Raw genomic sequence first — 14,074 nt, 5'->3', positions numbered from 1 at the left:
CGGCGGAAGGCCCGGACGATCGTCGTCCGGGCCTTCCGGCTATCCGGCCAGCGGCGCGAAGCGGACCGGCAGGTGCACCAGGGCGCGGTGGAACGGACCCGGGCGCCAGAGCAACTCCCCCGCCGGGGTGGACAGTTCGAGGTCGCTGAGCCGGCTGGTCAGCTGCTCGATCGCGGTGATCGCGATCAGCAGGGCCGGGTCGCGGGCCGGGCAGGCGTGCGGGCCGGCCGCCCAGGCCAGGTGGGCGCTCTCGCCGCTGCGCAGCTCGGTGCCGTCGGTGGGCGGCGCGGCCTGGGAGTTGGCGGCCGCGTACGAGACCAGCACCAGCGAGCCGGCCCTGATCTCCCGGCCGTGGAAGGTGATGTCGTAGCGCGGGTAGTGGGCGGAGAGGTTGGCCATCGGAGGCTCGTGCCAGAGCACCTCGTCGATCGCCTGGTGGGCGGTCATCGCGCCGCCGAACAGCGAGCCGGCGTAGCGGGCGTCGGTGAGCAGCCGCAGCAGGGCGTTGCCGATCAGGTTGGTGGTCGGCTCGTGCCCGGCGATCATGGTCAGGGTGATCTGGCGGATCACCTCGTCGTCGTCCAGCGCGACCGGGTGGGTGACGAACCAGGAGGCGAGGTCGTTGCGGGGGCGCTCGCGCCGCTCGGCGACCATCGCGGTGACCACCCCGACGAGTTCCCCGTACGCGGCGCAGGCCCGTTCGGTGGACTCGATCAGCCCGGTGATCGCGGCCACCACCCGGGCTCGCTGCTCCTCGGGCACGCCGAACCAGGTGGTGAGCACGAAGGCGGGCAGCCGGCGGGCGTACTCGGCGATCAGGTCGGCGCGGCCGACCGCGGCGAACCCGTCGATCAGCTGGTGGGCGGCCGCGGCGACCTGGCGCTGCAGCCGGTGCGGCTCGAACAGGGCGAGGCCGTCGGTGATCACCGCGCGGTAGCGGGCGTGGGTCCCGCCGTCGCTGAACAGGGCGGTGGGGCGGTAGCCGAGCACCGGCAGCAGCGGGGAGTCCGACGGGACGGTCCGCTGCCAGGCGCGGGAGTCCTTGGAGAAGGTGTCGGTGTCGCGCAACAGGTCCAGGGCGGCCTGGTAGTCGGTGACCAGCAGGGCGTCCACGCCGGGCGCGATCTCCACCGGGGCGACGGCGCCGTGGCGGCGCAGCCGCTCGTACACCAGCTGGGGGTCGGCGGCGAAGACCGGGCCGTAGATCGGGGTCGGGCGGGTCTCGACGGTCACGAGCCCTCCTGGGTGGCGGCGGTGGCGGCGGTGGCGGTGGCGGCGGCGGTGGCGGGCAGGGTGTCCAGGACGTGCTCGGCCAGGGCGACCAGCGCGTCGAGGCTGCTCCCGCGCTCGCGGGCGTCGCAGAGCAGCAGCGGGGTGGCGGCGTGCAGGTCCAGGTGGGTGCGCAGCACCTCGACCGGGTGCTCCGGGGAATCCGGGAAGCGGTTGACCGCCACGGCGTACGGCAGACCCTGCTCCTCGACCATGTCCATGATTTCGAAGGAGTCGGCCAGCCGGCGGGTGTCGGCGAGCACCAGGGCGCCCAGCGCGCCGCGGGCGACGTCCTGCCAGAGCGGGAAGAAGCGGCGCTGGCCCGGGGTGCCGAACATGTAGAGCACCAGGTTGCCGGGCAGGGTGAGCCGGCCGAAGTCGACCGCGACGGTGGTGGTGGACTTCTCGGGCAGGCCCGCCAGGTCGTCCACCGGCCGCCCGGACTCCGTCATCGCCTCCTCGGTGTGCAGGGTGGCGATCTCGGAGAGGGTGCGGATCAGCGTGGTCTTGCCGACCCCGAACGGGCCGGCGACCACCAGTTTCATCAGCGTCTGGTCCCGGTCGGGCAGGTAGCCCACCCGGCTCGGCCGCCCCTCGGGGGAGCCGGCCCGGTCACCGGAGCGCACGGAGTCCAACGAGGAGCCTCTCGACGATGGAACGGTCGGTCTGCTGGGCACGCGGGATCGGCGCGCGGGCGTGCAGGCAGCCCGCCTCGACCAGATCGGCCGCGAGGAAGACGGTGGCGCTGACCGGCAGGCGCAGGTGCGCGGCGGCCTCCACCACGGTCAGCGCGCCGGGGCGCAGCAGCTCCCAGAGCCGACGGTGTTCGGGTTCGAGTCCGGTCGGCGGTTCGGCGCGGTCGGCGAACAGCACGGTCAGCCGCTCGAAGCCCTCGGTGCCGGGGCGGCTGCGGCCGCCGGTGGCCAGGTAGGCGGGCACCATCCGCCTGCGGGGGACGGCACTCATGCGCCCACCTCTCCCCCAGCCTGCGGCCGGGGGGACTCCCACCGCTCGGCAGGGGCACTCGCCCACGCGCGCGTCTCGATGATTCGCTCGCTCATGACCCTGCGGTGGGATCCTGCCGCCGGGACGGGCTGGCGAGCACGCGGCCCAGGGCGGCGACCTGGAGCTGCATCTGGTAAGCCACGTTGCCGAGTTGGGCGTCCGGGGCGGTGAACACGGCGAGCGCGGTGTTCTCCCCGGCCGGGACGACGACGGCGTAGCCGAGGTCGGACTCCACCACGGTCTGGGCCAGGCGGGGCCGCTCGGCGTCGGTGAAGGCGGTGGTGAAGGCGCGGGCGGCGGCGTGCACGGTGGCGGTCATCGCGGCGACCCGCTCCGCGGAGGCCCGGCCGAGGCCGTCGGAGGCGGCCTCGACGAGTCCGTCACCGGTGGCGACGACCGCGTGCAGCACCCCCGGCAGCTCCAGCAGCGGGTTCAGCACCCAGGAGATCTCGTCGGTGGCGGTCGGGCTGGGCGAGCTGCTCACTGCTCGGCTCCTTCTAAGGTCGGGCCGGTGGTGCGGTCACCGGTGGTGCCGGGTTCGTCCGGTACGGCGCTCTCGCGGGCGGCCCGCGCCACGGCGGCCCGGCCGGAGCCGGTGCCCTGCTGCAGCGCCTGCCAGTGGGCGGAGGCCCGCTCGGGGGTGCGGTGGTTCGGTTCGGCCCCGGGCCCGCCGGTCGCGTCGGTGGGCGCGCCGGTCGGCCCCCCGGCGGGCTGCTCGGCCGCCAGTGGACGGCGGCGGCGCCGAGTGGGCAGGCCGCTGCCGTCGCCGGACCGGACCGCGGCCGGGTCGGGGTCGGCGTCAGGGCCGGGGCCGGGCACCGCGTGGATGGCCGGCGCCGGGAGCGGGCCGGGCTGGTTGTGGCGGTCGGCGAGCACCGGCCCGTCCTGCTCGTCGGCGTCGCGCATCGGCGGCACGGCCAGGACCGTGGGCGCCAGGACCGTGGGCGCCGGGGCCGGACCGCCGCCGGCCCGCAGCGGCAGCGGGGTGAGCACCGACAGCGGCTGCTCCTCGTCCACCACCGTCACCAGCGCGGCCGGGATCCGCAGGATGGTCCGCATGCCGCCGTACGGAGAGGGCTCGATGTGGCAGGTGAAGCCGTACTGCCGGGCCAGCTTGCCGACCACCGCGAAGCCGGTCCTGGGCGGGTTGCCGAGCTCGGTGAGCAGCACGTCCGGCGGGCCGGCCAGCAGACGGCGGGCCCGGCGCAGCTGGTCCTCGTCCATGCCGATGCCGCTGTCGTCGGTGATCACCAGCGCGCCGCGACCGCCCTGCTGGACGGTGACCGGCACGTCGGTCTCCGGGTGGGAGTAGGCGGTGGCGTTGGCGAGCAGTTCGGCGATCGCCATGGCGATCGGCTCGGCGGCCCGGGCGACCACCGCGAGCCGCTGCTCCCGCAGGTGGTTGGCGACTTTGATCCGGGCGTAGCCGGGCACCCGGGAGAGCGCGCCGACCACCACCTCGGTGAGCGGGGAGTCGGTGCGGGCCAGGCCCGGCCAGGCCTCGCAGAGCACGGCGACGGTCTGGATCCGGCGCAGCGCGACCTCGTTGCGGAAGTCGACCTCCAGCAGCCGGGGGTCGTCGTTGTCGTGCTGGAGCTGCTGAACCAGGCTCTGGATCTGGTAGAGCAGGGTCTGGATCCGGGAGGTGGCGCCGCGCATGGCGGCCCGGGCGGCGGCGTCGACCCGTTCGCGCTCGTCGGCGAGGGCGGCGGTGGCGGCGTCCAGGACGGACTGCAGGGCGCGGACGGCCTCGGCTCCGACGGCCTCCGGGTCCAGCGGGCCGACCAGTGGGGCGTTGGCGTGCGTCAGGCGTACGGCAGTGGCGGCGACCCGTTCCCCGGCGAGGTGGCCGATCTCGGCGAGCAGGGCGGCGGCGTGCTGCTCGGTGGTGGCGAGCCGGCGTTCGGCCTCCTCGGCCCGGGTGGTCGCGGCGGCGGCCCGCTGCTCGGCCTCCCGCATGGCCTCCTGCGCCTCCCGGGACTGTCGCTCGGCGGCCCGGTGGCGCTCGTCCGCGGCCCGGTGGCGTTCGCCGGCCCGGCGGGCCTCCTCGACGGAGCGCCGAACGGCCTCCCGGGAGTCGTGCGACTCCTGTTCGGCGCGGGCGAGTCGGGCCTCGGCGGCCCGGGCGCGCTCCTCACCGTGGTCGCGGGCGGTCTCGGCGGCCGTCGCCCGGGCGACGGCGCGGGCTCGGCCACGGGAGAGCACGACCGTGGCCGCGGCGGCGACCAGCGCCAGGGCGATCAGCGCGATCTGCATCGAAGTCCTCGGGTGTCCTGGCCGGCTGGCGCCTGGGCCGCGGGGGTCAGTTCCGGCCGGAGCGCGGGCGCGGGACGCGGGCGGCTTCTTCGGCCAGTTCGCGGGCCACCAGGGCCACCTGGCCCATCGACTCCAGGATGCCGGGCTTGGCGGAGCCGTCCAGGTGCCGGTACTCGGCCGCGACGGTGAGCACCAGCCGCTCGGGCAGGCCGAGTTCGGGGTGGCGCTGCTCGGCGATCACCCGCCGGGCGGCGTCCAGGGCGGGTATCCCGGCGCCGTGCAGGGCGTGGGCGCGCTCACGGACGTAGTCGAGGTAGCCGATGTGCTGCCGGACGCCGTCCCGGTCGAGCACCGGGCCGTGGCCGGGGACGAAGATCTCGGCGCCGGTGGCGAGGGCCTGCTCGCAGGCGCCGATGACGTTCGCCAGCGGGCCGGCCCAGTGCGAGGGGTGGTCGCCGGGCTGCTCGGGGGTCGAGGAGAAGATCACGTCGCCGGTGAACACCGCGCGCTGGTGGGGGAGGTGGACCATCAGGTCTCCACCCGTGTGGGCGGCGGGCAGGCTGGTGATCTGCACCGGGTAGCGGCCGACCTTGATCTCCAGCTCACCGGTGAAGACGGTGTCCGGGTGCACCGCCTCGGTCTCGGACCAGTCGAAGACCCCGAAGTGCTCCCGCAGGTAGCCGCCGAGCGGGGAGTCCGGGTCACTGTTGGCGATCAGCGCGTGCTGCTGCTGCGGGGAGGGCTCCCAGTGGATGTGGTCCAGCGCCTCGCGGGTGGCGATCACCTCGGCGTCCGGCAGCACCCCGGCGCCCCACAGGTGGTCGCCGTTGGCGTGGGTGACGACCACCCGGTCGATCTCCACCCCGGTCGGCAGCAGGCGTCGGCTCGCGGCGAGGAACTCCCCGGCCAGCGAGGGGTCGTACGGGGTGTCGATCCAGAGCGCGGTGGTCTCCGAGGCCAGCAGGCCGCAGTTGGCCAGGCCCCAGCCCCGCTTCGGGGGGAGCCACACGTACAGGTCCTCGGCAATCGCGCTCACGTTCGCACGGTTGATCGTCATGCGCGCGATTATGCCCACCTTGCGCCAGGAGTGGGGCAAAACCTGCACGGACGGCCGGAGTTCATGCCCCAGTCCCTCCCGGGCTGTCCGGTTTCGCGCCGCGTGGTCGAGACCAATCGTCTCAGATCTCGGGACGACCGGTGGACACCTCGCCCCGGAACCCCGACGGGACGTCGGACCGGGGCGAGGGCAGGACGCGGCAGACCTCGACGGTGACGTCCACGGTGTCCAGACCGATCACCCGCCCCTCCACCGCGACGAACCCCTTCTCCCCCGAGCGGAACAGCGCCGCCAACGGCGAGTTCCGGCTCGCCGCGGTCAGCGCCTCCACCGCCATCGCGGAGCCGAAGGCGAACACCCCGCACAGCACGACGCACGGCGCGTGCCGGGGCGTACGGGTGACGAAGATGAAGCCGTGGTCGCGGATCAGCTCCCCGGCCGGGCTGTACAGCGCCTCGAAGGTCATCCCGCCCCAGCGGGCACGGGCCTCGTCCGGGTACTCGATGGCGAAGTCCGGGAACACCGCGTCCAGCACGCCCGCGGAGTAGGAGTTGACGCTCGGACCGCCGATCGAGAAGGTCGGCATCCGTGGATCCTGGGCGCCGGCCACCACCAGTTCGATGGTGGCCTTCCGGTTGACCTTCCGCAGCAGGTCGGTGAGCTCCGCTATCGCCCTGGCCTCGGCCATCGGCACGAACAGCACGTTCTTCGGCCCGCGGCTGGTGAGCTGGCAGCCGTCCGTGGTGAACGCGAACTCCGCCACCTCGAGGCTCGGCGTGATGATCTGCACCCGGCTGTACGGCGCCAGCAGCACCCGCAGGAAGCCGTACCGCAGGAACAGTCTGGTCCGGGCGAGGAAACGGGCCGCGAGGAAGCCGATCACCGCCGGAACCGATGCGATCAGCACCTGGAGAAGGATCTCCATATCATCCCCCCGGCGGAAGACTCGACCACGAACTGTGCGTCCTGGTTAAGTCCCCGCCGTGGCCGAAAATACCCCCCTCGCGGCGATTCCGGGCGTCAGGATCACCGCACGGTGGACTACTTCAAGTGCCTGATCCCCTTGCGCTCCCCCGCACAGCGCTCGTACCCGAGCCACGCGTTGACCGCCAGCATCGGCGCGTTGGTGATGTCGTTGCTGGTGTACGCGCTCCGGTAGCCGGCCGCCGCAGCGAGCCGCAGCGACTCCAGCTTGGCCAGCTTGGCCAGACCGCGGCCGCGGAACTCCCGGCGGCAGGCGGTGAACGCGGACCAGTAGCGGTCCACCCCGTCGGTCTGCGCCATGGTGAACGCGGCCGGCTCACCGTCCACCACGGCGACGACGGTCAGCCCCAGGTCCAGGTCCGGTCGGGCCCAGTCGCCCCGCAGCCACTCCTCGTAGTCCAGGGCGTCGATCGACACCTCCCCGGGCTCGTCCCGGATGGCGTCCGCCTCCACCAGGAACAACGGGCGCGGATCGTCCGCCCAGTCCGTGGCCGGGCGCAGCTCGACACCGGCCGGCCGGACCGGCGCCTGGGGCAGCGGCAGCGTCAGGTCCCTCCCGCCGAACTGCGCCGCGCGCCTGAGCTCGTAGCCCCGGGCGGTGGCGAAGGCCAGCGAACCGGGCTCCTCGTCCAGCCAGCTGTGCAGCTCGGTCACCCCGTGCCCGGCCAGATGCCGTTCGGCCGCGGCCAGCAGCGCGGTGGCCGCGCCGCGCCGCCGGAACTCCGGCAGCACGCTGCCGTTGGCGTAGCCGACGCCGGTGGTCGTCGTCCCGAGCACCAGGCCGCAGCGGACCGCGCCGACCACCCGGCCGTCCGACTCGGCCACGAAGGTGCGGAAGTGCTGGTCGGGATTCTGCTGGGCGTTCAGCCAGAGCAGGGCCTCGGCGGTCATCACCAGGTGCTCGCGCCCGGCCCGGTGGGCGGTGGCCACCGCCTCGGCATCGGCGGGGCGGAAGTCTCGGATCGTCAGTTCAGTCGACGTCATGGGTTCCCACGCTATCCGCGCCGACCCGTGGCCGCCTCCGAATTTCTCGCCGACGGGCCACCCCACCTGCAGGGTTACCGCGGGCCAAGGACTGGAGTCCGTCAGCACCAGGACGGCAAGCTCAAATAATGCTCTGAGAAGACCGGGTGAGGCTTGGCAGCCACCCCGCCCGGGGACATCCTCAACAGCACGGCCGCGCGGTCCTGGCGACGACGCCCGCACCGCCCGACGGCCTCCCCGTCCAGCCCTCCGAAGGGGGCGAACCGATGACTTCCCCTGCCCTGGACCTGCCCGGCTCCGCCACCGCCACCGCCACCGCCACCCGGCTCGGCGTGGGCCTCGGCTGGCGCACCGAGATCGACACCGTGGTCGAGCGCCAACCCGGCCTGGACTGGGTCGAGGTGGTCGCCGAGAACCTCTGCGCCGACCACCTGCCCACCTCGCTCACCGTCCTGCGCGAGCGCGGCGTCACCGTCGTCCCGCACGGCGTCGGCCTCGGCCTCGGCGGCGCCGACCTGCCCGACCCCGCCCGGCTCGGCAAACTCGCCGGGACGGCGCTGGCACTCGGCTCCCCGCTGGTCACCGAGCACCTGGCCTTCGTCCGGGCCGGCGGCCTGGAGGCCGGCCACCTGCTGCCCGTCCCCCGCACCCGGGACTCGCTGCGGGTGATCGCCGAGAACGTCCGGATCGCCCAGGAGCAGCTGCCGGTGCCGCTCGCCCTGGAGAACATCGCCGCCCAGCTCGCCTGGCCGGACGACGAGTTCACCGAGGGCGAGTTCCTCGCCGAACTGGTCGAGCGCACCGGCGTCCGGCTGCTGATCGACGTCGCCAACCTGCACACCAACCGGGTCAACCTGGGCACCGACCCGGCCGCCGAACTCGACCGCCTGCCGCTGGAGGCGCTCGCCTACGTGCACGTCGCGGGCGGCACCCTGGTCGACGGCGTCTGGCACGACACCCACGCCCACCCCGTCACCGAACCGGTGTTGGAGGTCCTGGCCGAACTCTGCGCGCGGGTCGCACCGCCCGGCGTCCTGCTGGAACGGGACGCCGACTTCCCGCCGCCCACCGAGCTGGCCGGTGAACTGGACGCCATCCGCCGGGTGCTGGAGGGGAGCACCCCGCGATGAACGACCTGGAAGGCGCATCCGCGACCGGCACAGCCCGGGAGAGGTTGGCCCGGCGCCAGGAGGAGCTGATGACCGCCCTGGTGGCCGGCGGGCCCGTCCCGCCCGGCTTCGACCCGGACCAGGTCCGCGCCCAGTCCACCGGCCTCGCCGCCAAACGGCGCGACACCACCGCGACGGTCGTCCCCGACCTGCCCCGCCTGCTCGGGGCACAGTACGGGCCGCTCTTCCTCGACTACGCCCGCACCCACCCGCAGACCGGCGGCTACCGCGCCGACGCCCGGGCCTTCGCCGAGTGGGTGCGCACCGACGGCGGCCCGCTCGCCGCCGACCGCCGCCGGGCCATGGAGCTGTGGCTCCACCCGGCGCCCGAGCGGCCGCCCGGCCCGCTCGCCCGCCTGCGCCGGGCCCTGCGCGAACGCTGAACCGACGTCATCTCGGGGGAACCGCCCATGTGGCACAACAGCTACTTCCTGATCCCGGCCGTCCTGCTGGCCGCCGCCGTCCTGTACGCCGTCCAGACCCGGCAGCGGGTCGGCCACGTCCCGAACCCGCAGGGCCTGCCCGGCCGCGGACTGCCGCTGCTGGACACCGCGTTCCTGGCCGGCGGTCCTGGCCGGGTCTTCGACACCGCGATGGTCCGGATGCACCTAGCCGAGCAGGCCGTGGTCAACCGCGCCGGCCTGGTCACCCTCACCGGCGCCAGGCCCTACGACGCCGTCGACCAGGCGATCCACGACGCCGTCGGCCCGACCGGCAGCCGTGAACTCGGCCCGTTGCGGCGCATGGTGATGCGCTCGGCCGCCGTCCAGGAGATCGGCGACCGGCTCGCCGATCGCGGCCTGACGCGCCGCCCCGAACGGCTGGAGCACGCCCGGAAGGCCCGCCGGTTGCTCTGGCAGACGATGCTCCTCGTCGCGGCCTCCATCCCGGTCTCCCTGCTGCTCGACAACGCCGGGATCCCCTCCGACCGCCCCAACCTCTTCATCCCGGGCTTCCTGCTGTTCGCCGGCGCCGTCGCGCTGGTCACCAGCGCGCCGCCCAAGGGCCGGGTCACCCCGGCCGGGCAGCGCCAGCTGTCCCTGATGCAGGGCAGCCCGTGGACGCCCAAGTCCGGTGTCTCGCCGAAGCTGACGGGCGGCGCGATGCTGGGCGCGGTCGCCCTCGGCGGGATGGCCGCGGCCGCGCTGGACAACCAGGAGCTGGAGGCGGCGATGCTGGCCGCGGCGGCCGAGGAGGAGGCGATCCGGCAGGCTTCCTCGTCCTCGTCCTCGTCCTTCTTCTCCTCCTCGTCCTCCTCGTCGAGCTCCTCCTCCTCGGGCTCCTCCTGCTCGTCGAGCACCTCGTCCTGCGGCTCTCCCGACTCCGGCTCCTCGCACCACTCCTCCTGCGGGTCCTCGCACCACTCCTCCTGCGGCTCCTCGCACTCCAGCAGCTGCGGCTCCTCCTCCAGCTGTGGTTCCAGCTGCGGTTCGAGCTGCGGGAGCAGCTGTGGCGGCTCCTGACGTCACAGTTCGGTATCGCGCTCCGGGAAGCCGTTCCCCGCGCCGTCGACCCAGGCATAGAACAAGCCCATGTGGTTGCTGTTCCTGATCCCGGCCTGTGTCGCAGCGGTGCTGGCCTGCCTCCGGCTGGTACGGATGACCGCCGCCGCCGACGCCCTGGCCGATCAGGACCTGCTGCGTCCGCCGGAGGCCGTCGGCATCGGCCTGTACGAGACCGCCTACCTGGCCGGCGGCCCGGACCGGGTGGTGGAACTCGCCCTCGTCCTGATGGCCGGCCGGGGGCGCCTGCACCTCGCCCACACCGGCTGGACCACCGTGGTCGACCCCAAGGGCCGCAGCCGCCTGGAGCGCGCGATCATCGCCACCGTCGGCCCCGAGGGCCAGTGCCGCACGGACGAGCTGCGCCGGGCGATGGCCGAGCACCCCACCGTGCTGGAGATCGGCGCCCGGCTCTCGCTGGCCGGCCTGGCCACCCCGGCCCTGGTGCAGCGCAACACCGTGGTGGTGGTCCGCCACGTCCGGCACGCCCTGCTGCTGACCCTGGTCCTGCTCGCCGCCGCCCTCTCCCTCAGCGGCTTCACCGGCGGTGACACCCTCGCCCCGCTCGCCTGGTTCTCCCTGCCGCTGATCCTCACCTCGGGCACCCTGCTGATGGCCCGCGTCGACATCTACCCCTACACCCGCTGGGCCTCCCCCATCGGCCAGGAGGTCCTGCGCGAGGTCCGGCCCACCCGCCAGCACGGCCTCGCCGACGACGAGGAACGTGAACTCCTCACCGCCGTCGCCATGAACGGCCCCGCCGTCCTCCCCGACCCCCGCCTGCGCGCCGCCCTCCGCCCGCACCGGACGTAACCCGCGCCCGTGGCAACGACCGGAGGCCGGCCCCCCCGTACACAGGGGACCGGCCTCCGTAGGACGCGGGTCAGACCAGGCCGTTCAGCAGCTCGCTCACCGGCTTGCGGCGGCCGGTGAAGAACGGGACCTCCTCGCGGACGTGCAGCCGGGCCCGGGAGGGGCGCAGGTCGCGCATCAGGTCGACGATCCGGTGCAACTCGTCCGCCTCGAAGGCGAGCAGCCACTCGTAGTCGCCGAGCGCGAACGAGGCGACCGTGTTGGCCCGCACGTCCGGGTAGCCACGGGCCATCTGGCCGTGCTCGGCGAGCATCGCGCGCCGCTCGGCGTCCGGCAGCAGGTACCACTCGTAGGAGCGGACGAACGGGTAGACGCAGACGTAGTCGCGCGGGCGCTCGTCGGCGAGGAAGGCCGGGATGTGCGACTTGTTGAACTCGGCCGGGCGGTGCAGCGCCATGTTCGACCAGACCGGCTCCAGGTGGCGGCCCAGGCCGGTGCGACGGAAGCGGTTGTACGCCTCCTGCAGGTCGTCCGAGTCGGCGGCGTGCCACCAGACGAGGATGTCGGCGTCCGCGCGCAGACCGGACACGTCGTACGTGCCGCGCACGGTCACGTCCTTCGCGGCCAGCTGGGCGAACAGCTCGTCCACCTCGGCAGCCAGGGCGGTGCGGTCCTCGGGCAGGCCGCCCTTGAGCTTGAACACCGACCACATGGTGTAGCGGATGACCTGGTTCAGGTCGCGCGCCTTCTTCTTCTCGGGCTGCTGCTCCGGCTGCTGCTCAACGGTCTCAGTCATGCGCCCATTGTCCTCTCCGTGGAACCTTCCCCGGTCGCCGGGGTCAACAGTTTGTCGATGGCCGCCGCGGCGGCGGCCGCCGAACCGATGCAGGCCGGAATGCCCACCCCGTCGTACGCGGCGCCGCACAGCGCCAGCGCGCCCACCGCCTCCGCCGCCGCCCGCACCCGGGCCACCCGGTCCAGGTGGCCCACCGGGTACTGCGGCAGGCCGGCGGTGAAGCGCGAGACGAAGGTGTCGTACGGCCGGGCGGTCAGCCCGATCGCCTCCTCCAGGTCCGCCAGCGAGCGGGCCACCAGCTCCTCGTCCGGCAGCTCCAGCGCCTCGTCCTCGCGGTAGCGGCCCAGCGAGGTGCGCAGCAGGAAGGAGTCCGGGGCGGAGCGGTCCAGCCAACCCCACTTGTTGGAGGAGAAGGTCGAGGCCTTGATCCGCCGCCCGTCCACCGGCGGCACCAGGAAGCCGCTGCCGCTGGGCGGCTCGGCCAGGTCGGCCCGGCGGAACGCCAGGGTCACCAGCGCCATGCCCGCGTACTCGACGGCGTCCAGCTCGACGGCGGCCGCCGGGGCGTCCGCGCGCAGCAGCCGGGCCGCGGCCGGGGCCGGGACGGCCAGCACCACGGCGTCGGCGTGCAGCACCTCGCCGCCGGCGACCACGCGCCAGCCCTCGGGGGTGCGGCGCAGCTCGTCCACCGGGGTGTCGGTGCGCAGGTCCACGCCCGCCTTGAGGCAGGCCTCGGCGACCGCCTCCGGCAGGGTGCCGAGGCCGCCGCGCAGCCCCTGGAACACCGGGGTGCCGACGACCGTCGGCCGGGAGGCCAGCTCGCGCACCCCCTCGACCAGCGAGCCGCCGCCCTGCGCGATCGGCAGCAACTGCGGCACGGCGGCGCGCAGCGAGATCTCGTCGGAGCGCCCGGCGTAGACGCCGCCCAGCAGCGGCTCGACCAGCCGGTCCACCACCTCCTGGCCGAGCCGGTCGGCGACGTAGCGTCCGATCGCGACGTCCGCCCCGACCTCGGTCCCCCGCTCGTGCCGGGCCCGCTCCAGGCCCTCGGCGGTGAGCACCCCGGAGGCGGCCAGCGCCTCCAGGTCTCCCGGGACGCCCATCACCTGCCCGCCCGGCAGCGGCCGCAGCGCGCCCCGGGTCCAGATCGCCGCCTTCGCGGTGGTCGGCGGCTCCAGCTCGTCCCCCAGACCGACCGCCCGCGCCAGCTCCACCGCCTCCGGCCGCCGCGCCAGCACCGACTCGGCCCCGAGGTCCACCCGGGCCCCGCCGACCTCCCCGCCCCACAGCTTCCCGCCGACCCGCCCCGACGCCTCCAGCACCGTCACCCGGGCCCGCGCCGGCCCCCCGGCCGCCCCGCTCAGGAAGGCGGCCGCAGCCAGCCCCGCGATCCCACCACCGACGACGACGACCTGTGCATCCGACATGCCTCGCAGTCTCGCAGGTCTTTACACCGAACCCTCAATCCGCTGCACGCCCGCTGTTGGGCACCAGCCCGTCCAGGTCGATCTCGATCGGGAAAGGCACCGGACGTACGAGCTTTCCCCGGAAGATCCCGGTCGGGACGTAGGAGGAGGTCACACGCTCCAACTCGAAGACGTGGGCGACAGGGAGGCCGTCCTCCTCCTCGACGATCCAGTAGTGCGGGATACCTGCCTCGGCGTACTTGCGGAACTTGACCGTACGGTCGCGGTGCGCGGACTCCGGGGAGACGACCTCGACGACGAGGGCCACCTCGTCGGGAGTGAACTGGGTGCGATCAGGCTCGAATTCGGCCCGGACGACGAGCACGTCCGGCTCGGGGCGGTTCCGCTTGTCGAGCTTGATCGACATCTCCCTGCCGACCCGGTGCCCCTTCGGCACCTGGCGGCGCAGCGTGTACACGAGGTCCGTAACGACGTCGCCGTGCCACCAGCGCTGGGGAGACATCATGAAGACCAGGGCTCCATCGATCAGTTCGGTGTGTCGCGGCGCCTGCGGCAGGTGGTCGAGGTCGTCGGCAAACCAGCCCTCGTCTCTGGGCGCGTACATCCAGTCCGGCAGCTCGCTCATGGCCCCAAGATAGCGAGTTCCAAGACGCGGAGGGCCGCTGCTCGGACTGTGTGGTAGGGAGCGTGAAAAAAGGCGGTGGCGGGCCCCCCCCCCGGCCGCCCCCCCCCCCAGGCGGGTCACCCCCCCCCGGTGGCGGGCACCCAAGCCCCCCCGCCGGCGAGCCCGACCCGGTACCAGGGAGGCACAC

General features: G+C 74.1%; 13 protein-coding genes and 1 pseudogene. 3 read left to right on the top strand and 11 right to left on the bottom strand.

Annotated elements, in window-relative coordinates:
- Positions 1 to 39 precede the first annotated feature (39 nt).
- The 8 genes from ACFVWU_RS35865 to ACFVWU_RS35830 all read right to left on the bottom strand — a co-directional run bounded on the left by ACFVWU_RS35865 (position 40) and on the right by ACFVWU_RS35830 (position 7,555).
- A complete protein-coding gene (locus ACFVWU_RS35865; RefSeq protein WP_387628708.1) occupies positions 40 to 1,233 on the bottom strand; it encodes a cytochrome P450 in 1,194 nt (397 codons plus the stop codon).
- On the bottom strand, positions 1,230 to 1,904 hold the full coding sequence (locus tag ACFVWU_RS35860) for an ATP/GTP-binding protein (protein WP_387628706.1): 675 nt from the start codon (positions 1,902 to 1,904) through the stop codon (positions 1,230 to 1,232). The genes ACFVWU_RS35865 and ACFVWU_RS35860 overlap by 4 nt, the downstream gene beginning before the upstream one ends.
- The gene (locus ACFVWU_RS35855; RefSeq protein ID WP_387628704.1) at positions 1,882 to 2,235 is read right to left on the bottom strand and encodes a DUF742 domain-containing protein; all 354 of its coding nucleotides are present in this window, start codon (positions 2,233 to 2,235) and stop codon (positions 1,882 to 1,884) included. Before ACFVWU_RS35855 ends, ACFVWU_RS35860 begins: the two co-directional genes overlap by 23 nt.
- 91 nt (positions 2,236 to 2,326) lie before the next feature.
- Entirely contained in the window at positions 2,327 to 2,758 is a 432-nt protein-coding gene (locus tag ACFVWU_RS35850) for a roadblock/LC7 domain-containing protein (protein WP_387628701.1), read from the bottom strand.
- Complete coding sequence (locus ACFVWU_RS35845) at positions 2,755 to 4,530, bottom strand: ATP-binding protein (protein WP_387628700.1); 1,776 nt, start codon at positions 4,528 to 4,530, stop codon at positions 2,755 to 2,757. Before ACFVWU_RS35845 ends, ACFVWU_RS35850 begins: the two co-directional genes overlap by 4 nt.
- Positions 4,531 to 4,576: 46 nt before the next feature.
- Positions 4,577 to 5,587 carry an MBL fold metallo-hydrolase gene (locus ACFVWU_RS35840; RefSeq protein ID WP_387628698.1) on the bottom strand — a complete coding sequence of 337 codons (1,011 nt, stop codon included), beginning with the start codon at positions 5,585 to 5,587 and terminating at the stop codon, positions 4,577 to 4,579.
- A 121-nt stretch (positions 5,588 to 5,708) separates the two neighbouring features.
- On the bottom strand, positions 5,709 to 6,494 hold the full coding sequence (locus ACFVWU_RS35835; protein WP_387628695.1) for a hypothetical protein: 786 nt from the start codon (positions 6,492 to 6,494) through the stop codon (positions 5,709 to 5,711).
- Positions 6,495 to 6,628: 134 nt separating this feature from the next.
- Positions 6,629 to 7,555, bottom strand: coding sequence for a GNAT family N-acetyltransferase (locus tag ACFVWU_RS35830; protein WP_387628693.1), 927 nt, complete (start codon positions 7,553 to 7,555; stop codon positions 6,629 to 6,631).
- Positions 7,556 to 7,821: 266 nt separating this feature from the next.
- Between ACFVWU_RS35830 and ACFVWU_RS35825 the strand changes: the two are divergent.
- From ACFVWU_RS35825 to ACFVWU_RS35815, 3 genes and pseudogenes are all read left to right on the top strand, one after another.
- Positions 7,822 to 9,107, top strand: a pseudogene (locus ACFVWU_RS35825) (DUF692 domain-containing protein).
- Between the two features lie 27 nt (positions 9,108 to 9,134).
- A complete protein-coding gene (locus ACFVWU_RS35820) occupies positions 9,135 to 10,187 on the top strand; it encodes a TIGR04222 domain-containing membrane protein (protein ID WP_387628691.1) in 1,053 nt (350 codons plus the stop codon).
- A 69-nt stretch (positions 10,188 to 10,256) separates the two neighbouring features.
- On the top strand, positions 10,257 to 11,039 hold the full coding sequence (locus ACFVWU_RS35815; RefSeq protein WP_387628688.1) for a TIGR04222 domain-containing membrane protein: 783 nt from the start codon (positions 10,257 to 10,259) through the stop codon (positions 11,037 to 11,039).
- A gap of 70 nt (positions 11,040 to 11,109) precedes the next feature.
- Here ACFVWU_RS35815 and hemQ read toward each other — a convergent pair whose 3' ends face one another.
- The 3 genes from hemQ to ACFVWU_RS35800 are packed head-to-tail and all read right to left on the bottom strand — an operon-like array spanning position 11,110 to position 13,887.
- Positions 11,110 to 11,835, bottom strand: a complete 726-nt coding sequence (gene hemQ, locus ACFVWU_RS35810; RefSeq protein WP_380614165.1) for a hydrogen peroxide-dependent heme synthase — start codon at positions 11,833 to 11,835, stop codon at positions 11,110 to 11,112.
- The gene (hemG, locus tag ACFVWU_RS35805) at positions 11,832 to 13,262 is read right to left on the bottom strand and encodes a protoporphyrinogen oxidase (protein ID WP_387628685.1); all 1,431 of its coding nucleotides are present in this window, start codon (positions 13,260 to 13,262) and stop codon (positions 11,832 to 11,834) included. Before hemG ends, hemQ begins: the two co-directional genes overlap by 4 nt.
- 34 nt (positions 13,263 to 13,296) lie before the next feature.
- A complete protein-coding gene (locus tag ACFVWU_RS35800) occupies positions 13,297 to 13,887 on the bottom strand; it encodes a Uma2 family endonuclease (protein ID WP_387628684.1) in 591 nt (196 codons plus the stop codon).
- Positions 13,888 to 14,074: the final 187 nt, after the last annotated feature.

The organism is Kitasatospora sp. NPDC058190 (assembly GCF_042883685.1).
Classification (GTDB): Bacteria; Actinomycetota; Actinomycetes; order Streptomycetales; family Streptomycetaceae; genus Kitasatospora.
The sequence above is the reverse complement of the archived record's forward strand: the minus strand, read 5'-3'. Positions and strand labels throughout refer to the sequence as shown.

Bases quoted from the DNA above. Each gene is read 5' to 3' on its own strand.
- hemQ (WP_380614165.1), bottom strand. From the start codon at position 11,835: ATGACTGAGACCGTTGAGCAGCAGCCGGAGCAGCAGCCCGAGAAGAAG.
- hemG (WP_387628685.1), bottom strand. From the start codon at position 13,262: ATGTCGGATGCACAGGTCGTCGTCGTCGGTGGTGGGATCGCGGGGCTG.
- ACFVWU_RS35800 (WP_387628684.1), bottom strand. From the start codon at position 13,887: ATGAGCGAGCTGCCGGACTGGATGTACGCGCCCAGAGACGAGGGCTGG.
- ACFVWU_RS35845 (WP_387628700.1), bottom strand. From the start codon at position 4,530: ATGCAGATCGCGCTGATCGCCCTGGCGCTGGTCGCCGCCGCGGCCACG.
- ACFVWU_RS35840 (WP_387628698.1), bottom strand. From the start codon at position 5,587: ATGACGATCAACCGTGCGAACGTGAGCGCGATTGCCGAGGACCTGTAC.
- ACFVWU_RS35830 (WP_387628693.1), bottom strand. From the start codon at position 7,555: ATGACGTCGACTGAACTGACGATCCGAGACTTCCGCCCCGCCGATGCC.
- ACFVWU_RS35855 (WP_387628704.1), bottom strand. From the start codon at position 2,235: ATGAGTGCCGTCCCCCGCAGGCGGATGGTGCCCGCCTACCTGGCCACC.
- ACFVWU_RS35820 (WP_387628691.1), top strand. From the start codon at position 9,135: ATGTGGCACAACAGCTACTTCCTGATCCCGGCCGTCCTGCTGGCCGCC.
- ACFVWU_RS35815 (WP_387628688.1), top strand. From the start codon at position 10,257: ATGTGGTTGCTGTTCCTGATCCCGGCCTGTGTCGCAGCGGTGCTGGCC.